Source organism: Chryseobacterium sp. PvR013, assembly GCF_017833095.1.
In the GTDB taxonomy this organism is placed as follows: Bacteria; Bacteroidota; Bacteroidia; order Flavobacteriales; family Weeksellaceae; genus Chryseobacterium; species Chryseobacterium culicis_A.
Genome location: NZ_JAFIBT010000001.1, coordinates 1,410,805 through 1,436,236, shown reverse-complemented (window position 1 = coordinate 1,436,236; position 25,432 = coordinate 1,410,805). Strand labels below are relative to the sequence as shown.

Sequence of the window (25,432 nt, the reverse complement as noted above, 5' to 3'; positions counted from 1 at the left end):
TGGTTATTTAATAAGCTTCCAAATTTTATACTCACTTATGCGGGATTTTTTAATCTTCTGAATCATTTACGATAAAAATCAAAACCTTATATCATGAGAATTCTTATATTCACTCTATAGAAAAAGACCAGATAAAGAAAAAGATATGGAAATAAAAACTGTACAATCATTCCTTGATTATTATGGAAAAATAAGAGAAAGAACACATCGTATTATTGAAGTTATTCCTCCCGAACATATTGATTTTTCCTATAAACCCGGAAAATTTACCATTGGTGATCAGATCAGACATATTGCAACCATTGAAAGGTATATGTATGGAGAGACCATTAGCGGAAGAAAAAGTGCTTATCCGGGATGTGGAAAAGAGCTTGCCGACGGATATGAAAATACAGTTAAGTTTTTCAACGAAATGCACAGGCAGACTCTGGACATTATCAAAGGGCTTTCTGATGAAGATCTCACGAGGAAATGCCTGACTCCGGCCAATAGTGAAATTTCTATATGGAAATGGCTTCGGGCGATGATAGAACATGAAATCCACCACAGGGCAGAATTATATATCTACCTGAATCTTCTGGAGGTAAAAACACCACAACTTTATGGGCTTTCTGCAGAGAACGTGCAGGAGATCAGTGTGAAATTGCAGGAGTAAAATACTGAAGATAACCGGATATTTAAAATACAAACCAGCTGTCATCATACAGCTGGTTTTCTATTGTTAAAAGTTCTTTCATTTTTGATTTATTTCTATTTTAAGTGATAAATTATTCTTTTTCATTTATTAAAAATTGTTAAATATTTATTTGATACAGAGTTGTTTATTTCTTTTTTTTTAATCATTTGCTTTAGAATTATTGCTTAAAAGTCGTAGAACTACGACAAAATTTCAGATTGAGTATCGAAAATTTTTTGAATAGCGATTACCGTTTTATCTTTGTAATACCATCAATCCAATTACAAAAAATTAATCATGATTAAAATCTGCATATTACAACTATAATATCAAGAGAAATCTTGAATTCAACAGGGAGGTGAAGTTCTTTTTCATCAATTACTATATGCCCTGTTTTGACCTCAATATCCATACTTTCTTTTACAAATAGAATATGGATTATGAAAATATATCTGAACGTAGTGTACAGATACATTTTAGGCTTAAAAAAATTTGACACCCAATCAATCAAAATATTACAATTATGTTTCAGGACGATCATTCACCCAAAATGCCTGTTTCTAAAGATAAAATTTCAGCTGTAAAGAATATTAAAGAAACACTGACAGATCAGGCGGTCACTAAAGCTGCTCAGGAAGTGCAGGAAAAATCGAGCGGAACCATTAAGAAAGCTACAGAAAAAATGGCTCAGGCTCAGGCTTATACAGGAATCGTTCAAAACGGTTCTCAAATGTTTATGAATCAGGTTAAGCAGCCCAATCCTCCTACACTCGTAGAAGACAAAGTATGGGCAAAACAGCCAACCTCAGGGATTTATAATGCCAATACCATTCCCGGAAATCAGGTAGCCGGAATCAATCGTGTGGTAAAACTTGAAATTGTAATTGACGGAAAAGTAATTAAACATTTCAAGCATTTTCAGTTAAAACAAAGTGCTGTAAAGCATCATGAATTTGATTTGATGCTGGCTCATGATAGTTTAGGAGGTTCAGAAAACCATAATCTGGAAGAAGCTCAAAACTTTCTTGGAAAAAGAATTACCGTGATTTTCAGGTATAAAGACGTTGAAGACGGCCCCGAAAGGAACTTTGTAGGCGTCATCACTGAAGTAGGTTTCAGCCAGGAAAAAGGAAGTCTGGGAAATATTGTCCTTACAGGTTTCAGTCCCACTGTTCTTTTAGATGCTGCCCCTCATATTCAAAGCTTTGGCGGAGCACAGGAAATCAGTCTCAACAGCATTGCAGATCAGGTGATAAAAGAAGGCCTGGGACAAAATTCCTTTGATTTCAGAGTAGATGCAGCCCACGGAAATGTTTCGTATAGTTCACAATATGAAGAAACTCATTATAACTATCTGGCCAGAATTGCAGAAGCCTATGGAGAACAATTTTATTATGATGGTGAGGTGCTTCATTTCGGGAAACTTCCTCCTCAGGAAAAACCTGTAAACCTTACCTATGGAAGCAGTGTGAGTGATGTAAAGATAAAAATGAAGGCTCAGCATGTAAATCCGTCATTTTATGGGTACAACAGCAGCAAAAATGAAAAGCTGACAGCAGGAAATTCAAAGATTAACCATACTTCAGATATTGCAAAAAGAGCGTATGAAATTTCAGAAAAAACGTTTACCACTCCATCTTTAAGAGTAGCTCCGATAAAAGCGGTGTCTTTCATGGATGTGGAAAATTCTCAAAAAGGAACAGCCGGAAGTAAAGCCTCAGAAGTATTTGTTATTTCAGGCATTACAACAGTACCTTTTCTTTATCCGGGCTGTATCGCTGATATTGAAATGAGAAAAGCCGAAAGCAGTGAAACCACTTACTTTACCAAGCTGATGATTACCGATATGCATCACGAGGTAGACGCAAGAGGATATTATACAGGAACATTTGAAGCCATTGCTTCTGATACAGGATTTATTCCCCGTCCGGAGTTTCACACTCCGAAAGCAGATGCTCAGTTTGCCAAGGTAATTTCCAATACAGATCCTTTAAATCAGGGAAGAGTGAAAGTTCAGTTCGACTGGCAGAATGGTTCTACCACTACAGAATATATCAGGGTAATGACTCCCGATGGTGGAGGCAGCGAAAAAGTAAGTAAGAACCGTGGATTTATGGCCATTCCGGAAGAGGGTGATCAGGTAGTGGTGAACTTTGCCCATCAGCATCCTGACCGTCCGTTTGTGATGGGAGGAATGTTCCATGGTGGAGTTGGCGGTGGTGGCGGTTCCGGAAATAATATCAAAAGCTTAAGCAGTAAAAGCGGACATACCATGAGTCTGGACGATGCCGGTGGAATTACAGTGAAAGATAAAGATCAAAACTCTGTTTTTCTGGATGGCGCAGGAAATATAACAATAGACAGTAAAATTTCTATCACCCTGAATTGTGGAAGCAGTTCCATTTACATGGATAAAGACGGAAATATTCAGATTAAAGGAAAAGAAGTATTTGTACAGGGAGTCAATATTGGAGTAGGCGGAACATCAAGTATTGGTGTTGGAGTAGGCCCTGAAGACGGTGATCCCACTTCAGGCATCGGAATCAAATCTGATACATTGGATATCGGCACCAAAACGCTTTCTATGAGAGGTGATACGGAAGCTAATCTCAGCAGCGGAGGAAAAATAAATGTTGGTGGAGGAAGTGAGACAAATATTGTAAGTGGAACTGTAAAACTGAACTAAAAGCAGATGAATCCTGTAGACCTGGAGTTGGTAAAATTAAAAAGACAATGGCAGAAAGTTGTTTCAAAGAATGAAGAAAAGCCTATGCTGATCTGTATAGGAGAAAAACATGAAACCGATCTTTTTGATGGATTTATCAAATCAAAACTTGCTGAAGATGAAGAAGATGATATATTTTTACTTCACTATCAGGAATTTAATGGAATGAACTCTTTCGGACAAACCTTGTTGGATGAATGGACTGAGTTTTATGAAATGCTGAAGAAAAGTGAAGGAAATATTCCGCAATGGGATCTGAAAAATCCGGAAGAAAATTTTAAAACAGATGCTTGTAAGGCATTTTATCCTCTTCTGGAGCTAAAGAAAAACTTTCCTGCTATTCAGGATTCTAAAATATACATCTACATTGCTCCGCTTAGGATCACTGATACCGAAGAGCTGTCTTTGTGGGTGAAAGAATGGTGCAGAATCTGTGAAGCATCGGAAAATAAAGATATTAAACTGGTTTGGGCAGAACATCACACTTACAGAACCTTACCCAATATCTCTTCAGCACACCGTTTCAGAGTGGAAGTAGACATTCATCAGTTAATGCAGAATACGGCTGCTCATACCAATCGTAAAAAGAATAGCCCGGATACGGATTTTCAACAGCAGATCCTTATAGCGAGTAATCATTTAAGTAAAGAAAGATTCAGAGAAGCGGAGCATGCATTAAAAACAGCAGTGAAGCTTGCCAAAGAACAAAAGAACAAACAGGGAGAGATCTCTGCCTATTTTATGCTTACTCAGGCTTATACAGCAGATAGAAAGAAGGATAAGGCTGAAGATACCTACCGGATTATATTGGAAGAAGTAGAGCGGGATTCACCATTGGAAGTTCAGATGTATATGAATTATGGAAGTCATTTATTAGGGAATTCCAAAAAGTCCAGGGCAGAAAAAATATTTGAAAAAGCTGCAGAAACTGCTCAGAAAATAGAAGAATATGCAATGGCTATTGAGTGTTACAGAATCATTGGGACACTGAATGATACTGTTTTGACAAAAGATAAAATGATCAGATATTTTGAAAAATGTCTCGGCATAGCAAAATTGATGAACCCTTCAGCAAGAGAGCAGAGCAGCCTGAGGTTTGTAGCCTCAATGCTTATTCTCAAATATGAAGGGGATACAGATAAAAAAAGAATATTAGACAGCGAAATGAAGACGTATTTTGGTGATGAATGGAAGGTAAGTGTGGAAAAACCAAAAGCAGGATAATCTCAAATTAAAAGAATCATGGCAGATCTGAATAAAAAAACAGTAAAACCCATCAAGGTGGCAAAACCGGACATGAATCCGGATCGCTCTCTGAAGGTAAATGCAGACGTTACTTCGGTAAGCTGGGATAAAACCAAGCAGGGATGGAAGAACGGAATGAAAAATAATTTTGATTCCCTGAATCCTGTTTCCATGGTTCAGTCTATCGCGGGAGGAGATCATAGTAAACAGGAAAACAGCAGTAGCGGAGGTGGTGGAGATAGTGCTGTGACTGCTGAAATAGCAGCTCCGGAAAGCAAAGTGAAACTGATCAAAGTGAATACTCCATCAATGCCTTCCACGGCCATTCAGCATACAAGTAAGCATTTCGATATCGTACTGGCGATTGACATCCATTGGACTCTTATTCCGCCGCCGCCTTCATTTATGCTGATCCCGTTACCGTTGCCACATCCGTTTATAGGAATTGTTTTTGACATTATGGATTATATTACCATCACAATTCCCATTCCCCAATTTGCAAGAAACCTGATGCCGTCACTTCCGGAAAGTATTCCCATGGGCGGTTCAATATATGTTCACGGAAGACATAAAGCAACCACCACAACCAGTGTTATGGGAGTGGTGATCCCATTCAGACATATCACCTCACTTATTCCGGTATATCTCATTCCTTTTCCCCAGGAAGCTCCGCACGAAGGAGAAGTATATTACGGTTCACAGACCGTTCTGGCACAGGGAAGTAAAATGAGCGGAAACCAGCCTCAGCAGGTATTAACCTGCATGGGATTCCCTTTCGGAATGACGATGCTGCCCGCAATGCCAGATAAACCAAAGAAAAATCCACTGGCTTATTTTGCTTTCTATAATAACTTCTCAAGCATGTATATTCAGATCAATACGGGCGGACCTGTATTGGTGGGCGGAGCTTTTGTCCCTCATGTGTATACCCCCGGAGAAATGCTGATGCGTCTTGCAGGGATGTTTTTAATGAGGAGCCTCACCAAAAAAATAGGCAAAATGGGAGCCAATGGTTTAAAGAAGCTGAATAACAGTGTTCTTAAGAAAGCTCCATTCAATAAGTTCAAATTTTCGAATGCCTTATCCAAAAAACTATGCCATTGGGGACTTGAACCTGTTAATTTTGCAACGGGCGCTATGTTTTTTGAATGGGATGATTTTGAAATCCAGGGAAATACCCCTTTACTCTGGAAAAATATATGGCACAGCGACAGACCTTATGATTTTGGTCCTTTAGGAAATGGTGTTTTTAATAATCATGATCTGTTTATCCTTCCTGAAGAGCATAATAAATTTGCCGGCTGGATGCATCCTGAAGAAAATATGGCGATGCTTATTCCTGTACCCGAAATAGGAGATGAAATGACGTATTTCAGAGATCATAAAATCTGGCAGTACAGACCAAGCAGCAGTATCTGGATTGTTCGTAAAGGAACGGATATCTATACCTATTCACGCTTTCATCATGCCACAGAAGGAGTGTTATATAAAGTAACCCGGATTGAATATGGTGACGGAACGATTCGTGAATACGAATATGAAGATCGAAATATTATTTTGAAAAGAATAAAAGATGTTGGTACTGAAGCCAGTATAGAAACGGTTATTCATCCTGAACATAAAAAGATATCAGAAGTTTATTACTGTTATAAAAAACAAAGAGATCTGCAGGTTCGTTATGATTATGATGATAGGGGAAATCTTACTCATGTCTGGGATATTCACAAAAAAGCAATGGTCTTTGAATATGATGGAAACAATCAGATTGTAAGAAGAACCAACCGAAATGGGATGAGCTATATCTGGAAATATGATAAAGAAGGAAGAGTTGTATATACTAAAGGCCTGAACGGATATATGGAAGGAAGTTTTCATTATGATGAAGAAGAAGGCTTTACAGAAGTGATCTATCCCAAACAACATAATAAAACAGAACGGTATTACTACGATGATAATTTTCTTGTCTATAAAAAAGTAGATGGAGAAGGTGGGGAAACATGGTATGACTTTACAGCGCACAATGAACTGAAAATGATAGGAAGCCCCGAAGGACGTGTTCAGGGATATACCTACGATGAAATGGGAAATATCAAGACTTTTTACAGCCCTGATGGTGAAGAATACCATTACCAGTATAATGAATTCGGACAGGTTGTTGCCCGTTTTTCCCCTTCAGGTGTTTCTGAAACATGGAATTATGATGAATATGGAAGACTAATCAGCCATACAGATGCGGCAGAAGAAAATGTATGTTATGAATATGCTGATGGGAAACGGCTTCCCGAAAAAAGTATCAGAGAACATGTTACAACATCTTACGTATACAATAAGAGGGGCCAGCTTATTCAGCTGACGAATACGGTCGGGACTGAACAGTTTTGGAAATATGATGAATATGGAAGATTGCTGGTTTTCAGTCCGAAACCCTTCAACAGAACCCTGTGGAACAGAGATAAAATGGGAAGGGTAATTGAAATGAATGAACAGGGGCAGTTACCGATAAAACTTCGCTACGATGCCTATGATCTTCCGGTGTACGCCACAGATGGCCGCGCAGAATGGCTCATGAGCTATACCCCAATGGGAAGTCTCAAGAAACAGATTCGCCGGAATGCCCTTACCAATAAAAAAGAAGAAACACTAGCCTTTGGATACGATGCTTATGAAAACTTAATGAGCATTACCAATGAAAAAGGAGAGATCTATGCTTTTGAAAGAGATTATAATAACAAAATCATAGGAGAAACAGGTTTTGAAGGACAGAAAAAATTCTTTGTCCGTGATAAGGACGGTTTAATCATCCAAAGAAGAACACCTCATGGAAATACCATTTTCTATGAATATGATCTGGCGGGAAGAATAACGCAGGTTGATTATCCGGATGGAACTTGGGAAGCCTATCAGTATGGTACTTCAGGATTGCTTATTAAAGCGGATAATGAAGATAGCAGTGTAAGTTTTCAGAGAAACCCGTTAGGACAGATTATTCAAGAAAAACAGGGTGAACATTCTGTTCTGTATGAATATGATCACCAGGGAAATCTCACTGGCCTGCAAAGCAGCTTAGGAGCGAAAATTGATTATTCTTATACGGATCTGGGACAGCTCAAGCATATTTCCGCAGCAGCCACAGAGGTTATCTTGCCCTGGCAGATGAATGTTGAAATCAGAAGGAACGGACAAGTTCTTTCTCGGGAAATGACAGGTGGTATAGACAGTACTTTTGAATTTGATCATACAGGAATGCCTGTAAGCCAGAAAGTAACCATTAATAAAACAAATACTACTTTCCATAAAGATTATATATGGGGAGAAGGAAGCCGTTTACTGAATATCCTTGACAAAGTGAAAGGAAGCAGAACAAAATTTGATTATGATGCATTCGGAAGTCTTGCCGCTGCAGAATATTCCAACGGAAAAGTTCAGCATAAAAATCCTGATGCAACCGGCTGCTTATATGAAAGTGCAAAACGTACTGACCGCATCTATGACAAAGGCGGAAAGCTGATGCGGGATAAAAACTGGTTTTATCACTACGATGAAGAAGGAAATTTATTATTAAAGAGTAAACGGGTAATCAATAATGCAAGGCCGGAACATTCGGAAGAACCTAACAATGAACATCCTTATTATAAAGCCATTGCTTCAAATTGGCTTAGCCATTCACAAATGCCATCCGGAACTCTTTTACCCAATGTAAATGATGATTTATCCACAGAAGTACAAACCCCCGAATGGGAGCCTGGAGACTGGAGTTACTCTTGGAGTGCCAACGGAATGCTGGCTAAAGTAAAACGTCCGGATGGGAAGGAAGTACAATTTGAATATGATGCACTGGGCAGAAGAACTTCGAAAATTGGCTGGCAGAAAATAACTCGTTATATTTGGGATGGCAACGTTCTTTTACATGAATGGAATTATGATATTGAGGAAATTCCTGCAACTGAAATTGATGATGAAGGAAATATTATCGTCAAACAAGAACCTGTAGAGAATTTAGTAACCTGGATTTATGAAACAGGAAGCCACGTACCATCTGCAAAGATAGAAGGAAACAGAAAGGCATCCATTATTTCAGATTATATAGGGAGACCTGTTCAGGCTTATGACGAAGAGGGAAATCTGGTGTGGAGCGCTGAATATGATATTTTTGGAAGAGTTGAAAATGTAAAGGGAGAAGAATCCTTTATTCCTTTCAGGCAGCAAGGGCAGTATGAGGATGAAGAGACTGAACTTTACTACAACAGATTCCGGTATTATGATGTGCAAAACGGGACTTATCTTTCTCAGGATCCAATAGGCCCGCTTGGAGATAATCCTAATCTGTATGCTTATACACATGATAGCAATTCCGAAATTGATCCGCTGGGATTGATTGAGGTCGATGGTGGATGGTCACGAAGAAAAGCAGAACGAGGCTCAATTATCAATGCAAAAAGACCTACACCGCCTTCTATACATGCTACCAAACATATTCAGGCGACTTCTATGGAAGATGCCAAAGCCAGAAGTATTAAAGGAGTAGGAGGTAAACCTGAAGGATCATATTTCCCGGATGTAGTGAAAGATAACTTCAAAAATTTTGAGAAAAAGGCAGCGTTTGATGCAATGAGAAAAGGGAATGTAGTACCCAATGGAGGGGTTACTTACTATATTTACGAACATCCTACCGATATAGGATATAATATGGGCGAAAAAACGAGATTCATGAGAGTGGAAGTGGCTTCCGGTACCATACACAGTCATCCGATTTCAGCAGCAGATGCCGCTAATTATATAAAAAAAGCAAATTACCGATAACAATGACAGATAAAGGAATATTAAACAACGGAATTCAGGTTGAAGGAGGATGGAGTATTGATGCAAATGTCTTTATAGACAACAATTACAATATACTGGATATACCTTTTGATAATACTTTATTATTGAGTGCCGTAAATCACATTACAGGAAAAACAATTTCTATTTCATATGAAAATAGCAACGTGGGATATTCTTTTGATACATGTATGTTATCCAGGTCTTTAGGAGAATGGCGAAATGATGATGCTGAAAATATTTATAAAACGATAAAAACAGGTCATCATATAGATGAATTCTACGATTTATTATCAGAATATCTCAATCCGTTACAAAAAGATCTTATTCCATTAAAAATTTCCAGTTGGACAATCATTTATAATAACCTCAAAAGAAACAACGACGGATATAATGATAGAGAACTGATTTTTTCAGCAACAAGAGGAAAGCTTTTTATAGATATAACCTACAACCGGAATTGGGAAAAGCCCTACTATATCTATATGGGATTATCAAAGTATGAATATTCCGAAATCGTTTATAATTTAAATAAGCCTCCAAGAGAATATCAGGAAATATTTTTGGAAAATGTAGAAGAAGTAGTGGTCATCATTAATGATTTTCTCATAGAACTAGACCATTACTTATCTGGAATTCCAGGAAAGACCTGAGCATTACTTTGAGGTACAATTAATAAAAGCTCAAAAACACAGTAATACTGTTGAAATATGTAATCCAAATCCAATCTATATATGAAAAAAATATTCTCCGAAAGTAAAGGTTTCGTGATATTTAGTCCACAGCTTTTAGCAAAATACCTGCAGGAACATAATCTCCCGGGTAATAATATTTTAAAATATTTTGTAGAAAATGAACATGGGGATGAAATAACAAAATCAGGAATTGCGATTCCAATAATAGGGGTAGAAGAAGACCATTATGCATTCCGGGTTTCTGTAAATGATGAAAAGATTTTGAATGATGATGAGGTAGAGGTAGAGTCCAGAGGATGGGTTTTTCAGACAGTTAATAATGAAGTGAAAATTGTTGGCATCGGTTATTTAAAAGATATTACCTCTATTAATGATGAAAACAGCATTACTTTATCCTTAGATAATGGATGGTATGCTTTGAAAATACGGGGAGGAAATAAAAACGGCGAAAGAGTATTTGAGCTGCATATGGAGAAACAGGATATGCATCCGGCTTTTAGCGGAGATGTCACTACCGAATATTACTACGGATAAATAAATATTGAAAAATAGGGTTGAAGGGCTAAATATTTTATACATGAAGGTAAATGCCTGATGTTGAGTCCCTGATACCCGCATTTTCCTTGTTTTTGAAAGCCGTATTTTCTTTAAAACCGGAAAAATGCAAAATTTATTGAAAAAATATTTTGCCGGTAATAAAAAACTTTCTATATTTGCACCACTGAAAACAACGGTGCTTCCGGAGTTTAAGGAGAGTTGGCAGAGTGGTCGATTGCGGCAGTCTTGAAAACTGTTGACTGTAACAGGTCCGGGGGTTCGAATCCCTCACTCTCCGCAGAAAAAGCTACAGATCTTTTGATTTGTAGCTTTTTTATTTTGTACAGAATTTAAAAACAAAAAGACCTGTAAATCATTGATTTTGCAGGTCTTTTGTTATAGTTTCAAAACTTCTGATAATCTTTGGTATAATTTATCTCCAAAAGAGGGGAATTTTTATTCTAAATTTGCTCTGCTGTTAATTGATAATCAGTTAACTCTTGATAAACAGTTTGTATTTCAGAGTTTAACTGTGTTATATATTCAGTACAAATATGATGATACAAGTCTTGATTTTCATCTTCCAGATCAAACTTAAATAAACCATTTTTTAGTTCTTTTAATAATTTATTAAAAGCAAATTTGATATTGTTAGGATTGTCATCAGTTAGTACTATTTCAACTGACTCTGTACTTAATTCTAATACTAATTGTGTGTTAGAATTTTCTCTTTTAATTGTAGCTTTTTTAGTTTCCATATATTTTACCTCTTTCTCCGAAGGCTTCTTTACCTCCTTCTAATGTTTTCATACTTATTTCTTTCCAGTCTAATTCAGGTCTTGAATTATATATACATTTTAATAAATTTGAGAATGGATTTCCTGTTAATGTAAAATATTGATTAGCATCATGTAGCCTATAGATAGAATTATAAGGTAAAGTTCTAACAGCTATATTTGCATCATGCGTAGCTATTATTATTTTTTTCCCAAGTAACGCTTTTTCTTTTAGTAAGGGTACAATTACGTCATTTATATAGTCATTCCCTAAACTTTTCTCAGGTTCATCTATTAAATATATTTCTTTATCCTCCATAAGTTCTTTATGGAGAAGAATCATAGAAGATTCTCCATTCGAAGGATTATACAAATTATTATTTAAAGTAAAATGTCTATACTTAAGGAGTAAATCACTTAATGTATTTATGGTATCTATACCATCAATTTCATTTAATTCTGAAATTTTAGAGAATAATTCATGGGAATTAACAAATCTTAATATTAATCTAAGCGCATTGGAAAAATCTTTTTGCGGTCTTTTTCTTACATTTTTTACAGGAGAATAGTTACTATCTGAAACAGTTCCATCTTGCAGTTTTAAATTAGTATTACATTTCAGGTCTCCTTTAATTCCCAAACTTCCAGCATACTCTTCAATATGATTTATATTCTTACTAATGTTTCTAAGTATCTTTTTTGCAGCTAACTCTATTTTGATTCTATTACTACTATAATCTGAAAAACCAGTTTTGCTGGGCTTGGGAGGTTGTCCTGTCTTTTTTGATATTTCAGTAATAAAAGTGGATACTAGATTGTTTAAGAATCTAATACTCTTATTTTCAAAAAAATTGATTTCAGTATTTTCCTTGAGCTGAAGGATGATTTTTTCAAATATTTCAATCAATTCAGCTAATAAAGTACTGTTAACATATTCATTCAATTTCTCATGTTCTTCTACATAGTTTTTGAATTCTTGAAACTCTTGTAATATTTCTGAAATTTCACCTAGACTTCTAAGAGATTTTGTTTCATCTTCTTGATTGATATTTTTAATCTTTAATTTCTGAGAAATTTTATTTGTTTCCTCAACAGAGAAATGAAGTAAATATTTACTTAGACTAGTAACTTCTTCTTCTGTAACCTCTTTTAAAAAGGTAATTTCATCTTCACATTCATCAATTCCATATTCCGAAACGTCACAATTAAATGAATTTCCCCTAATATCAAATACGTCATTTAAATGATTGTCATTTGACTTGTATACTGACGTTCTATGACCTTTTGCGTTAAAATATTTTGATAATGCTTCTAATATTTCTGTTTTGCCTGTTCCTTTTGAGCCAAACAAAATATTTATATCATTATAAATATCTAAACGAATTATCTCAGCTGCCGTAAAAGGTACAACATCAATACTTTCTTTAACCTTTTTATCTAAAATTGTATTTATTGTAGCTTCGTCTTTTTCTAACAATAAGCAAAATTGTTCAAAACTTTCAACTGGTAATCTTAGCTCTGGTAATGTTTTAGAAATTTTGATATAATCTCTCCAGTCATGGACATCAGAGCCATATATTGAGTTATGCCCATGACTAATATATATACCTGCAGAAATCGCATTTGTAGCTTCTTTTAAAACTCTTTTAGAATTTGAAACTGAATCAATTAAGATTTGTAATTCCTCATCACCTAAATTTGGTTTTTTTACCATGTAATGGGCTATGTATATGCAATCTAAAGAGTCAAACCTTTCTACAATCTCCTTAATTGATATAGTAAAACTATCTGGATTTTGTCCATCCAATATCTCGTTTACGTGTTGATTAAATTCTTCATAATTTTTAGGATTACATATTATTATTAGATGGGCTCTTTTTCCATTTTCTAAAATATCCAGTTCTATCCCTGGCCATATTTGGCAAATTGTGGAAACTCCATCTCTAAAATTTTCATACTGGTCTTTGTCAAAATGATTGTGATTCGTAATGGCTAAGATCTTGACTTCTGAGTCCTTAATAATATCAACAAAATCATCTTTTTCTATATTCCGGGTTGCAGCATCTCCTGACTTAACTTTTCTTGTATGGACATGGATGTCAATTTTCATAATTATTAATAGGTATTAGATGTCTGCTAAATTATGTGTTGATGTTTAATGGTCATTACGGGTTTCCGTAATTTAATAATTTCCTTCTCTGTTTAATCCTCTTAATGTTATTTATCCATTAAGTCATGTACTCTTTTTAATGTCATATTCACTAGCAATTTAGTTCTTGTCTTCACTAATGAAATGAATAGAATATTCTTCACAGATTGTGAATTCCGTTATATCTGTACCAACTGTAGAGCCTATATTGAACAAACAAACATAAACAATGAAGGCCTTGATTTATCTAAACCTTTGAAATGTGTTATAGTACTTATACTGGTGAAAGGGAAGAATGGAGTATAAATCCACCGAAACAAAAAGCAATTGAGTATTATAGGATACAAAATTTTGTGAGTAAATAAGTTATCGTTTTTGAAAGAGAGGAATTAGATTTTTTCTATCTGAATCAGATATTTAGAAATATAAAAAGCCCTGCAATTCAAAATTACAAGGCTTTATTTTTGGAGAATACAGCTCTTTTTTAACTTAATATCTCACATGGCGCTACACAAATCACCCAAGGACATCTTTTGATCCCCGGAGGTGGGCAGCATGCTTCGGAACAGCTTAATGCTCCTCCGTTCGTAGTCTTCAACTGCTCTCTTGAAATTTTTTTTAAATTTTTCATAGTCAAGTCATTGGATTAAACGTAAAACTAAGGTTGGTTTCCACCACCGCATCCGTCGTAAGGCATGCATTGCCACTTACCACCGATTAAGCACAGTTGGCCGCCTCTGCAGTCAATTCCACCCTTAATTGTTTTCAATTCCTGTCTTTCGATTTTCTTTAAATTTTTCATAATAATTTAGGTTTAGTTCTATCCGAAATTAATAAATTTTTATCAACTGTTGTAGAATTATTTGAAAATATTTATTTTATTCAATAGATTGTTTGATATTTTACCTCTTTTTTTTGAAATAATGTAAGATGTAATGTGTGTAAGGAGAGGATTCAATACCGGATTTCATAAGGAATTGATTTCATTGATATAAAATCTTGTCTTGTGGCAAGTCTGGTTTCATAATGACTCGCTAATTTTGATTAAAATGTTAATCCACTAAATCTGATAATATTATGAAAAGTTTATTCAAATGCTCTGCATTATTAGTCCTGGCTATTGCTCTTACAATATCACAGCTATACGGACAAAAAGTAAAACCCTCTGAAAGTGGTTATGCTCCTGTAAATGGTATCAAAGTTTATTATGAAGTCTATGGTAAAGGAAAACCTATCGTGCTGTTGCATGGTGCCTTCATGACAATTGATTTGAACTGGGGAGAATTGATTCCCGAGCTCTCAAAAAACAGAAAAGTAATCGCTCTTGAATTACAGGGCCACGGACATACTCCGTTTTCAGAGAGGAAATTATCCCATGCTACTTTGGCCAGTGATGTTACAAAGGTAATGGACTATCTGAAAATAGATAAAGCCGATGTGGCCGGATATAGTTTTGGAGGAGAAGTAGCTTATCAGTTGGCGATACAAAGCCCGGAAAGACTGAACAAGCTGGTTATCATTTCATCAACCTATAAAACCAGCGGCTGGCTGCCTGAAGTAAATAAAGCACTTGAAGGAATGAAACCTGACCTTTTTACGAACAGCCCTCTGCATACAGCTTACAATGCCGTAGCTCCTGATAAAACAAAATGGACCAAATTTCTGGAACAGATGATGGCTTCTGCCGGACAGCCTTTCGACCTTGGTGACGGTAATATTTCTAAAATTCCGGTACCTGTTTTAATCATAGCCGGTGATAATGACGGATTGGATAAAACAGAACTTTCAAAAACCTATAAATTATTGGGAGGTGATGTTTTTGCAGATATGGGACCCATGCCAAAATCTCAATTGGCTGTTGCTCCGGGACAAACCCATGTGAGTCTGATGATGCAGACGATATTGATTCTGAATTATCTGAACGGTTTTTTAAAATAGCTTGATGATGAAGACCCAATTTGAAGCAGGAATTAATATCGCCATAAAAATTCCAAAAAATAAATATGAAAAGACGGTTTCTTTTTACAGGGATATTTTAAAACTTGATGTGGAGGAAAAGGCCATTAATAATCCAACCGTTTCCAGAACCCATGAAGTGAAATTCGGGAATAATATCATCTGGTTAGACTGTGTTGACAACTATACCCATTCTGAAACCTGGTTACAGCTTACAGTTCCCGATGTAGAAGCAGCAACCCAATATTTGCAATCAAACGGCGTGGAAACCTGTGATGAAATTGAAGAACTTCCTGAAGATATGCACTGGATTACAGATCCGGCGGGTACAGTATTTAATTTGCAGCAAAAGAAATAAACTAAGGTATTTTTAATATCTTTAGCCATCAAATTATTAAAATATTCCCATGCAGACGAAACCATTCACTTTTATTGTAACACTCTTTTTTCTGGTAGTAAGTGTAAGTGTATTTTCTCAGAAAACGGCTACCTTAAATTCTTTATTGGACAAGAATTCAGAATTTATATTTCCGCAGACTCCCGATAAAATATCAAAAGCACTGAACATAAAAACTGTTTTTTATGAAGATGCCAATGAAGAAAAATATGCAAAATGGCCAATGAAGACAGGATTAGAACTCTATTGCAGTCTGGGTAAAGATCATGCGGTTAATGAAATGTTTTTTACCACTTCAGACAACAAACCTGTAGTTGTTGAAGGACTGCCTTTCGGTCTTATCCTGAATAAAAGTACATTGCAGGATAGTAAAACAAAGTTCGGTAAATACAATGCCAAGACGCAAAAACTGGGAGCAGACAGTGAATTTCCTGGAGGATCAAAATTGGTTTTTAAAAAAGGAAAACACTATGCAACATTGCTGTTTGACAATAAAAATCTTCTCAAATCATTAGGCCTTACAACTGCGCTTATTGATCCGGCAGCGAATTAATGAATAGAAAATCATAATCATAGTAAATCCGTTATTCTTTGACGGATTTTTTTATTTACCGGAAGGAGAGTGGTTGATAAAATATACTCAACGGGAAAAATCCTTCATTTATTTCTTTATTTCCTTAGTTCATTGTTTTCTGATTGAATGGTAAACAGGGTTGCCATAGCTTTGACCTATCAAAAACAAAACAAGTAACAAATAACATTATGAACAGGGAATTAATTTTTTTAAGAACATTTGCCTTTGCAGCGGTCATTGGAATTGTATTTTTAACAGCTTCCGCTTTTAAAACAGACGGAAATCAGAAATTTACCGAAATAGATGTGGAAAGAATCAATATTGTAGAAAAAGACGGTACGGTAAAAATGATCATTACCAATGTGGATAAATTTCCTACAGGGGAAGATAAAATAAATGGCAGTCCTACCAATAAAACGAGAAAAAAACGTTCAGGTATGCTCTTCTTCAATGAAGACGGAATTGAATGTGGAGGCTTTATTTATGACGGACAGAAAAATCAGAATGGCCACAGTTCGGGATTGTCTCTTACCTATGATCAATATGATGGTGATCAGGTCATGCAGATTTTAACCCAGGATTATAAGAAAGGAGATAAGCGAGTGGTGTCTAGCGGACTTTATTTTAATGATCGTCCATCAAAAGAATCACAACTCAGAACGGGACAAATTATGGCAGAATTGAATCAGATAAAAGATCCGGATGCCGCTCAGAAAAAATACAAAGAATATGAACAGCAGGGACTGATTGGAGGTGCACCAAGAATGATGCTTGGAAAAACCAAAGATGAACATAACGGACTGTTCTTATTTGACAGTAAGGGGAAGCCAAGAGCCAGATTCTGTGTCGATAAAAATAATGAAGCAAAACTGGACTTTTTAGATGACAACGGAAATGTTACCTCATCATTTCCGGAAAAGAAAAAATAATAATACAAAAAACAGCCCTGTAAAAATATAGGGCTATTTTTGTAAAAAAATCCCTTTATAAAACTGATGAAAACCATTTTGAAACAGATGCATCAAAACAGATACTTCCTTCTGTTCATTCTGTTGTTTGCCTATGTACAGTCTATTCACACCCGTATAGGAATAAGACGAACACTGGACTGGTATATTTTCACTCCTGAAGCGGCAGTTGTTACCCTTATTAGTGCCTGTATCCTGTTTTTTGTCATTGATTTTTTCATTAAAAACTGGCGAAAGTCATCAACGTTTAGTGTAGCAGAAATGCTGAAAATATTCAGTTTTTCCCTATTAACCTACCTTTTGGTGATGAAAATAATTGGTTTTTTGATTGCTGTTGCTTTTGGAAAAGTGGAGAAAAATTTCAATCAGGAAGTTGTTATTCTTTCTACCTTTTCAGATTTGATAGGAGGGTTTATTTATGGAAGTTTTTTCCTCGCATACCGTTACTACAAAAAGAATACGGAATATCAGAAACAATTGGCTCTTTATGATCATGCCCTGTCTGAAAGTAAAATTAATCAACTGAAAACACAGCTTAATCCTCATTTTTTATTCAATAATCTCAACATTCTGGATCAGTTAATAGAAGAAGACAAATACAAAGCATCGGATTTCCTCAATGAATTTGCAGAGATATACCGTTATGTTTTAGAGGTTTCTGATAAAAAGACCGTGTTTGTAGAAGAAGAACTGGCATTTGCAGAGAAATATTTTAATCTGATACAGTATAAATATGGAAGTGCTTATTCATTAAAAATAAATCATATCAGATCATCAGGGAGGATCATTCCGCTTTCCCTGCAATTGCTGCTTGAAAACGCCGTTCAGCATAATCTGGGAACAGCTGTAAATCCTGTTTTGATCACCGTAGAAATAGATAAAGAAATCACCGTTTCCAATACCAGAATACCCAAGCGAAACAGTAAAAAGACTTCAGGAAGAGCACTCAGTAATCTTAAGGAGCAATATACGCTGTTAACGGATCGGCAGGTAGAAATTATAAAAACAGAAACAGAATTTTCAGTAGTCATTCCCATAATTCCAGCATAAAATATGATAAAAGTTGTAATCATCGAAGACGAAATTCCGGCAAGAAACAAATTAAAACGTTTCATCAGCGAGCTGGAAAGACCCGTGGAAATTGTTTCGGAAATAAGTACTGTAGAAGAAGCCATTGCTTTTCTTAAAAACTCAACGGTTGACCTGATTTTTTCTGATATTGAATTATTAGATGGAAATGCCTTTGAAATCTATGATCAGGTGAATATTTCATGTCCGGTTATCTTCACTACCGCGTATGACAGTTTCTGGATGAATGCTTTTGAAAGCAACGGGATTGAATATCTTTTAAAACCATTTTCGCAGAGCCGTTTTCAAAAGGCTTGGGATAAATTTATTCTATTGGGAAATACAGCATCAGAGCCGGAGGATGTTTGGGTAAAACTTCAGCAAATACTAAATAACAGCCCTGTGGAGAAAAGCTATAAGAAACGATTTTCGGTCAGCTCACATCAGGGAATCTATTTTATCAATACGGAAGACATTACTTTCTTTGAAGCGGAAGAAGGGATTGTCTTTGCTTTTGATACAACAGGAAAAAAACACCTGTTGAATGAATCTACTCTGAAAGAAATTGAAACCCAGCTCAATGCTTCAGATTTTTTCAGGATCAACCGCAGTGCACTCGTCCAGAAAAAGCATATTGAAAGAATAGAACGTTACAATAAGAATACACTTTCCGCCCAGATAAAAGGTCAGAAAGATCATTTTATTACAAGCCAGAGCAATACATCTGCTTTCAGAAAATGGATTGAAGAATAAAACCGGTTTCCTGTTCAATTAAATGGTAAGTCCATGGTTGTTTTTCACTTCAGCCATGACAAATGTACTGTGGGTACTCCCGATGGAATCTACAGATCCCAGTTTATTAAATACGAAATCCTGGTAATGTTTCATATCTCTTACCTGAACTTTCAGAAGGAAATCAAAATCTCCGGAAATATTGTAGCATTCGGCAACTTCTTCAATCTCCAGAATTTCTTTTACAAAGTCATAGCCTACAGATCTGTCGTGAATTTTAAGCTTGATTTGGCAGAAAACGGTAAATCCGCGGTTGAGTTTTTCAGCATCCAGAACGGCTGCATATCTTTTAACAAACCCTTCCTGTTCCAGCCTTTTTACTCTTTCAAAAACCGGTGAAGTAGAAAGGTTCACTTCTTTAGCAAGTTCTTTAACGGTCAGTTTGGCATTTTTCTGGAGCAGCCTGAGCAGCTGTAAATCCTTGTCATCGAGTTGTTCCACAGAATATTATTCTTTTAAATGATTAAAACAATCAAATATATAGAATTATATGCTTTTATTTTTATTTTTAAAAGTTTATTTTGCTTAATTTTTCCTTATTTATTGTTCTTTTATTCTGTATTGCTAATTTTACACAAAATTAAAAACTTTTACTGGAAGCAATTGTTAAAGGTAAAAGTACAGTTCTTTATAGATACTTCATCAAACAGGAAAGGTTTTACTGAAGGTAGATTAATAGGGAATCGTGTGCAAATCACGAGCTGTCGCGCAACTGTAAGTAACACACCAAAAGTTTCTGTCTTGGTATATCCACTGCCAAAAGCGGGAAGGATGACGGAAACTGTTACAAGTCAGGAGACCTGCCTTTACTGAATTGACAATGCTTTCGCGGGCTGAAGCTTTTGGGTCATACAGATGATAGATCAGATTCATGTATTTTTCTTTCTGAAGGAAATACACTGTCTGCTATGTCATTACTTTCCTGAAACTTTTTCCGCTAAAACATAACGAAGCATTTTAAAGCACTTTCCTATTAAGTTTAATTAAAAAGTTTAAAAAATGCAAACTCACATTCTGGGCTATCCGCGTATTGGTAGCAAAAGAGAACTCAAAAAAGCCTGCGAACAATATTGGTCAGGTAAAATTCTTTTGGAAGAACTTCTGAATACAGGGAGAACTCTCTGTAATCAAAACTGGAATATTCAGAAAGAAGCCGGTATAGATCTTATCCCGTGCAACGATTTTTCCTATTATGATCAGGTATTGGATATGAGCCTTGTAGTAGGAGCAATTCCTTCACGTTACCATGAGGTGGTGCTTAAAAAGAACAACTCTGAGCTGGATCTTTATTTCGCGATGGCAAGAGGATACCAGAAAGAAGGGCTGGACATTACAGCAATGGAAATGACCAAGTGGTTCGATACCAACTATCACTACATTGTCCCGGAATTTTATAAAAACCAGCAATTTAAATTAAGCTCAGATAAAATTTTCAATGAATTTGCCGGAGCAAAACAGGCGGGTATCAATGCAAAACCGGTAATTATCGGGCTTGTTACTTATCTGTTATTAGGAAAAGAAAAAGAAGAAGGATTTGATAAACTGGATCTGGCTGGAAATCTTCTTTCTGTATATACGGAAATTTTAACCAAACTTCAGGAGCAGGGTGCTGAATGGATCCAGTTTGATGAACCTTTTCTGGCTCTGGATTTAACTGAGAAAGCAAAAGAAACCTATCTTTCTGTGTATTCAGAAGTAAGAAAACGTTTCCCGAAACTGAAATTCATTGTTGCCACTTATTTCGACGGATTAAAAGATAATGCATCGCTTGCTGTTTCGCTTCCGGTGAATACTTTGCATATCGATTTGGTTAGAAATCCGGAACAATTGGATGATATTCTGAATCGTATTCCGGAAAACCTAAGTCTTTCGTTAGGAGTAATTGATGGCAGAAATATCTGGAAAAATGATTTTGAAAAGTCATTGTCTTTCATCAGAAAAGCTGTTGACAAATTAGGCTCTGAAAGGATTTTGATTGCACCGTCATGTTCATTGCTTCATTCTCCTTGCGATCTTGATTTTGAAACGAACCTTAACCCTGAGATTAAAAACTGGCTTGCTTTTGCTAAACAGAAAGTAGAAGAACTGGTGACGCTTAAAGAACTGGTTTCAGGAACGGAAAAAGAACACATTCTTGAAGTATTTGAAGAAAATAAAAAAGCCATTGAAAGCAGAAGAACCTCTTCTCTTATCCACAATGATCAGGTAAAACAAAGATCAAATGCGGTCACTGAAAAAGATGCACAAAGAATAAATGCCTTCAAAACCCGTAAAGAAGAACAGCAGCAAGTCCTGCAGCTTCCTTTGTTTCCCACTACAACAATCGGGTCATTCCCGCAGACAACAGAGGTAAGAAGCTGGAGAGCTAAATTCAAAAAAGGAGAACTTACCGCGGAGCAATACGATATTTTATTAAAAGAAGAAACTCAGAGAACCATTCGCTGGCAGGAAGACATCGGCATTGATGTATTGGTGCACGGAGAATTTGAGCGTAATGATATGGTAGAATATTTTGGAGAACAGCTGGAAGGATTTATGTTCACCAAAAACGGATGGGTACAGAGTTACGGAAGCCGTTGTGTAAAACCTCCTGTGATCTTTGGTGATGTTTCCCGCCCGACTCCTATGACGGTGTATTGGTCTCAGTATGCCCAATCTCAAACGGAAAAATGGGTAAAAGGAATGTTGACGGGTCCTGTGACGATTTTACAGTGGTCTTTTGTACGTGATGATCAGCCTCGTTCAGAAACGTGTAAGCAGATTGCACTGGCAATCCGTGATGAAGTAGTGGATCTGGAAAAAGCCGGAATCAGAATTATTCAGATTGATGAACCTGCTATCAGAGAAGGGCTTCCTTTAAGAAAAGCAGACTGGCAGAATTATCTGAAATGGGCTGTTGAAGCTTTCAGAATTTCAGCAAGTGGAGTGGAAGATGCTACACAAATTCATACCCATATGTGTTACTCAGAATTCAATGATATTATTGAAAATATTGCGGATATGGATGCAGACGTGATTACCATAGAATGCTCCCGTTCTCAGATGGAACTGCTGAATGCCTTTGCAGATTTTAAATATCCGAATGAAATTGGTCCCGGAGTATATGATATCCACTCACCAAGGGTTCCGTCAAAAGAAGAAATGATTGAACTGTTGAGAAAAGCACAAAACGTAATTCCTGCCAATCAGCTTTGGGTAAACCCGGACTGCGGACTGAAAACAAGACACTGGGAAGAAACAGAAAAAGCTTTAATAGCAATGGTAGCTGCCGCTAAAGAAGCCTCAGTAGAATACGCACTTTAAAAAACTTTAAAATAATTAGATTCAATAATTCAGGTCGTGGCATGATTTTATGGCACGATCTGTTTCTTTTTAAAGGGTTAAAATGGGAGTGAGAGATACGAATCCATTCATTTTTATATTCTATTTTTGCAGCCGGTTATATTTTAAAAGAGATCTAAGTTATTTGGCCTGTAGTGCACTGGGTGGATAGCCAAACTGTTTTTTAAATGCAAAGGAGAAATGGGATAAATTTTCAAACCCCAGATCCAGATAGATGTCAGAAACTGATCTGCCTTTTTGGGTAAGCAAAAAATGAGCTTCTTTCAGTCTTCGAAGCTGCAGCCATTGTCTTGGAGGAATTCCAAAAATCTTTTGAAAATCTCTTTTAAATGCAGACAGGCTTCTTCCCGTTAAATAAGCAAAACGCTCTACATTCACATTGAAATGGAAATTCTTATTCATAAAAGCTTCGATATCTATTTTATAAGGTTCAGAAAAATCGAATAAAATATCCTTAAGGCCGGGATCATGATTAAGCATGAGAAGTAAGGCTTCCTTTTGTTTGAGACGCAAAAGCTCTGTGGAAGAAAGATTCTCATAAGCGAGCAGAGAATACATAAAGGCTGTTAACGCTTTTTGATCCGGTTTTATGAAGGCCGGGATATTATCTTTTTTCTCTGCCTGATATCCGTATTCACGGCTGAAATCACGTAAGATGGCTTCGTCAAAATAAATGGTTACAGTTCTTATTTCACCATCTTTAGGCGGATATTTTGCAAATTTTAATAAACGGTTTTTCCTTGCAGAGTAGAGTTCTCCTTCTTTAAATATCGTCTTTGTAATCCCGTCATTCAGTTCCATTTCCCCGGAAAGAACAAGTCCCAGACTGTGAATCCGTGCAAACTGTTCACCTTCCCTGAATTCTGAAAAATGACAGGAATAATTGATGGGTAAAGGAATAGTATTTTCGCTCATAGCTCACGCGGATATTTCTGGATGGATTCTTCTTCAAACTTACAAAACTTTTTTAGGATCATAGAATCTTCACAGCAAAACGATCCTGAGAACATTCTGCTGTGAAGAAAATACCATTAGGAAAGGATGGCTTTAGGTTCTAAATAGGCTTCCAGCCCAAATACACCATACTCACGTCCGATACCGCTCTGTTTAAAGCCTCCGAAAGGGGCATAAGGATCATGGGCAAACCCGTTAATACAGATTCTTCCGGCATCAATCTGTGCTGCCACACGCTCCGCATGCTCTTTGTCGGCAGAACTGATGTAAGCTGCCAGGCCATAAGTGGTATCATTGGCAATGGCAATGGCTTCTTCTTCATTAGTGTAAGGAATAATAGACAGGACAGGTCCGAAAATTTCCTCCTGTGCAATACGCATATCATTACGAACATTGGTAAAGATGGTTGCCTTTACGAAATTACCGTTTTCAAGACCTTCCGGTTTCCCTTCACCACCAGCGAGAAGAGTAGCACCTTCTTCCTGTCCAAGGCGGATATAACTTTGTACTCTGTCAAATTGTTTAGCGCTTACCATTGGCCCTACAAGAGTATCTTCTTCATTGGGATTTCCTACTTTTACCTGTTGTACCGCTTTTTTAGCAAGTTCATTCACTTCATCCAGCTTATTTTTTGGAACAAGCAATCGGGTAGGAGCAATACATGCCTGCCCATTGTTCATATACGCCCCGAAAACAGCCATAGGAATTGCTTTATCAAAATCAGCATCTTCAAGGATAATATTAGGAGACTTTCCGCCGAGTTCTAAGGTGACTCTTTTCATGGTATCAACCGCTCCTTTGGCAATTGCTTTTCCTGTAAGGGTGGATCCGGTGAAAGATATTTTAGCAATATCCGGATGCTGGGTGATTTCATTTCCCACTACATTTCCTAATCCGTTTACAATATTGAATACGCCTTCTGGTAAGCCTGCTTCATGAAAACATTCAGTAAGAATCTGGGTTTGCATAGCACTCATTTCACTAGGTTTGATAACGGCTGTACATCCTGCAGCAATGGCGGTAGCCAGTTTATTACAGATGAAACTGTTGCTGGCATTCCATGGAGTAATGATGCCTACAACGCCCAAAGATTCAAAACGTACTTTAGAATTTCCGACTGTTTTTTCAAAGTCATAAGATTCCAGAGTGGTAATAGTGCTGGTAAAAGCTGATATGGCATTCTGAACACTCATTCTGCAGAATTGTAATGTTCCTCCGTATTCATTCACCATGACGGATACAAGCTCATCTTCACGTTTGCTTACTGCTTCATGCAGTTTTTTAAGAAAACAGATACGTTCTTCTTTCGTTGTTTTTGAAAATGTAGCAAAGGCTTTTTTTGCTGCGGCGATGGCCATTCTGGTGTCTTCTTCATTTCCCAAAACTACCTCTCCGGTTTTTTGATTAGTAGAAGGATTTATAAGATCAAAAGTTTCTGTTCCTTTTGGCGTAACAAATTCGCCGTTGATGTAAATTTTATTTATCTGTATCATTTTGATGATTTTAATACCACAAAGTTCGGCAGAAATGAAAAGGCTGAGTTTGTTGTATAGTTCAAATTTTGTTTGTTGTATGGTTCACTTTATAACCTGTGAATTTTTATTTTTTGAATTTAAATGTCACAATGCCCTGTCCTTCGATAAAATTGACTACTTTTATCATAACCAAGTAAATAACCCGTTTTGAGAACAACTCTTAAACTTATTATCGCTTAGTATCAGTCTTCGTAACCACAGGCTGATCGTTCTTTCGTTTGGGTA

Annotated in this window: 19 protein-coding genes, 1 tRNA gene and 1 riboswitch; of the genes, 14 read left to right on the top strand and 6 right to left on the bottom strand. The window is 36.4% G+C overall.

Annotated features, from left to right (window positions below; all coding sequences use genetic code 11):
• Positions 1 to 145: 145 nt before the first annotated feature.
• The 7 genes from JOE44_RS06490 (at position 146) to JOE44_RS06460 (ending at position 10,994) form a co-directional block, all read left to right on the top strand.
• Positions 146 to 655: a DinB family protein gene (locus JOE44_RS06490; protein WP_105682702.1), complete on the top strand. Its 510-nt coding sequence runs from the start codon at positions 146 to 148 to the stop codon at positions 653 to 655.
• A gap of 544 nt (positions 656 to 1,199) precedes the next feature.
• Positions 1,200 to 3,362 carry a phage baseplate assembly protein V gene (locus tag JOE44_RS06485; RefSeq protein WP_209784844.1) on the top strand — a complete coding sequence of 721 codons (2,163 nt, stop codon included), beginning with the start codon at positions 1,200 to 1,202 and terminating at the stop codon, positions 3,360 to 3,362.
• 6 nt (positions 3,363 to 3,368) lie between these two features.
• A complete protein-coding gene (locus JOE44_RS06480) occupies positions 3,369 to 4,625 on the top strand; it encodes a hypothetical protein (RefSeq protein ID WP_209784843.1) in 1,257 nt (418 codons plus the stop codon).
• An 18-nt stretch (positions 4,626 to 4,643) separates the two neighbouring features.
• The gene (locus tag JOE44_RS06475) at positions 4,644 to 9,446 is read left to right on the top strand and encodes an RHS repeat-associated core domain-containing protein (protein ID WP_209784842.1); all 4,803 of its coding nucleotides are present in this window, start codon (positions 4,644 to 4,646) and stop codon (positions 9,444 to 9,446) included.
• A gap of 2 nt (positions 9,447 to 9,448) precedes the next feature.
• A complete protein-coding gene (locus tag JOE44_RS06470) occupies positions 9,449 to 10,117 on the top strand; it encodes a hypothetical protein (RefSeq protein ID WP_209784841.1) in 669 nt (222 codons plus the stop codon).
• An 81-nt stretch (positions 10,118 to 10,198) separates the two neighbouring features.
• Complete coding sequence (locus JOE44_RS06465) at positions 10,199 to 10,693, top strand: hypothetical protein (protein WP_105682698.1); 495 nt, start codon at positions 10,199 to 10,201, stop codon at positions 10,691 to 10,693.
• Positions 10,694 to 10,909: 216 nt separating this feature from the next.
• Positions 10,910 to 10,994: transfer RNA gene (locus JOE44_RS06460), tRNA-Ser, on the top strand.
• Positions 10,995 to 11,157: 163 nt separating this feature from the next.
• On the opposite strand, the gene JOE44_RS06455 is transcribed toward JOE44_RS06460, so the two are convergent.
• The 3 genes from JOE44_RS06455 to JOE44_RS06445 form a co-directional block, all read right to left on the bottom strand.
• A complete protein-coding gene (locus JOE44_RS06455; protein ID WP_209784840.1) occupies positions 11,158 to 11,454 on the bottom strand; it encodes a hypothetical protein in 297 nt (98 codons plus the stop codon).
• A complete protein-coding gene (locus JOE44_RS06450) occupies positions 11,444 to 13,582 on the bottom strand; it encodes a hypothetical protein (protein WP_209784839.1) in 2,139 nt (712 codons plus the stop codon). The genes JOE44_RS06455 and JOE44_RS06450 overlap by 11 nt, the downstream gene beginning before the upstream one ends.
• 523 nt (positions 13,583 to 14,105) lie before the next feature.
• Positions 14,106 to 14,252: a hypothetical protein gene (locus tag JOE44_RS06445; protein ID WP_165791654.1), complete on the bottom strand. Its 147-nt coding sequence runs from the start codon at positions 14,250 to 14,252 to the stop codon at positions 14,106 to 14,108.
• Positions 14,253 to 14,698: 446 nt separating this feature from the next.
• Between JOE44_RS06445 and JOE44_RS06440 the strand changes: the two genes are divergently transcribed.
• From JOE44_RS06440 to JOE44_RS06415, 6 genes are all read left to right on the top strand, one after another.
• Positions 14,699 to 15,559 (top strand): alpha/beta hydrolase, encoded by an 861-nt coding sequence (locus JOE44_RS06440; protein WP_245169725.1) that lies wholly within the window; start codon positions 14,699 to 14,701, stop codon positions 15,557 to 15,559.
• 4 nt (positions 15,560 to 15,563) lie between these two features.
• Positions 15,564 to 15,935 carry a VOC family protein gene (locus JOE44_RS06435; protein WP_245169724.1) on the top strand — a complete coding sequence of 124 codons (372 nt, stop codon included), beginning with the start codon at positions 15,564 to 15,566 and terminating at the stop codon, positions 15,933 to 15,935.
• Positions 15,936 to 15,984: 49 nt separating this feature from the next.
• Positions 15,985 to 16,527: a hypothetical protein gene (locus JOE44_RS06430; RefSeq protein ID WP_209784838.1), complete on the top strand. Its 543-nt coding sequence runs from the start codon at positions 15,985 to 15,987 to the stop codon at positions 16,525 to 16,527.
• A 209-nt stretch (positions 16,528 to 16,736) separates the two neighbouring features.
• Positions 16,737 to 17,477 carry a hypothetical protein gene (locus JOE44_RS06425; RefSeq protein WP_209784837.1) on the top strand — a complete coding sequence of 247 codons (741 nt, stop codon included), beginning with the start codon at positions 16,737 to 16,739 and terminating at the stop codon, positions 17,475 to 17,477.
• Between the two features lie 66 nt (positions 17,478 to 17,543).
• Positions 17,544 to 18,566: a histidine kinase gene (locus tag JOE44_RS06420; protein WP_209784836.1), complete on the top strand. Its 1,023-nt coding sequence runs from the start codon at positions 17,544 to 17,546 to the stop codon at positions 18,564 to 18,566.
• Positions 18,567 to 18,569: 3 nt separating this feature from the next.
• Positions 18,570 to 19,337 carry a LytTR family DNA-binding domain-containing protein gene (locus tag JOE44_RS06415; protein WP_209784835.1) on the top strand — a complete coding sequence of 256 codons (768 nt, stop codon included), beginning with the start codon at positions 18,570 to 18,572 and terminating at the stop codon, positions 19,335 to 19,337.
• An 18-nt stretch (positions 19,338 to 19,355) separates the two neighbouring features.
• On the opposite strand, the gene JOE44_RS06410 is transcribed toward JOE44_RS06415, so the two are convergent.
• On the bottom strand, positions 19,356 to 19,817 hold the full coding sequence (locus JOE44_RS06410) for an Lrp/AsnC family transcriptional regulator (RefSeq protein ID WP_062670399.1): 462 nt from the start codon (positions 19,815 to 19,817) through the stop codon (positions 19,356 to 19,358).
• Positions 19,818 to 20,012: 195 nt separating this feature from the next.
• Positions 20,013 to 20,199, top strand: a riboswitch (cobalamin riboswitch).
• 176 nt (positions 20,200 to 20,375) lie between these two features.
• On the opposite strand from JOE44_RS06410, the gene metE reads away from it, so the two are divergent.
• Positions 20,376 to 22,679 carry a 5-methyltetrahydropteroyltriglutamate--homocysteine S-methyltransferase gene (gene metE, locus JOE44_RS06405; RefSeq protein ID WP_209784834.1) on the top strand — a complete coding sequence of 768 codons (2,304 nt, stop codon included), beginning with the start codon at positions 20,376 to 20,378 and terminating at the stop codon, positions 22,677 to 22,679.
• A gap of 159 nt (positions 22,680 to 22,838) precedes the next feature.
• Here metE and JOE44_RS06400 read toward each other — a convergent pair whose 3' ends face one another.
• Positions 22,839 to 23,633, bottom strand: a complete 795-nt coding sequence (locus JOE44_RS06400) for an AraC family transcriptional regulator (RefSeq protein ID WP_209784833.1) — start codon at positions 23,631 to 23,633, stop codon at positions 22,839 to 22,841.
• Positions 23,634 to 23,749: 116 nt separating this feature from the next.
• Positions 23,750 to 25,165 (bottom strand): aldehyde dehydrogenase family protein, encoded by a 1,416-nt coding sequence (locus JOE44_RS06395; RefSeq protein WP_209784832.1) that lies wholly within the window; start codon positions 25,163 to 25,165, stop codon positions 23,750 to 23,752.
• Positions 25,166 to 25,432: the final 267 nt, after the last annotated feature.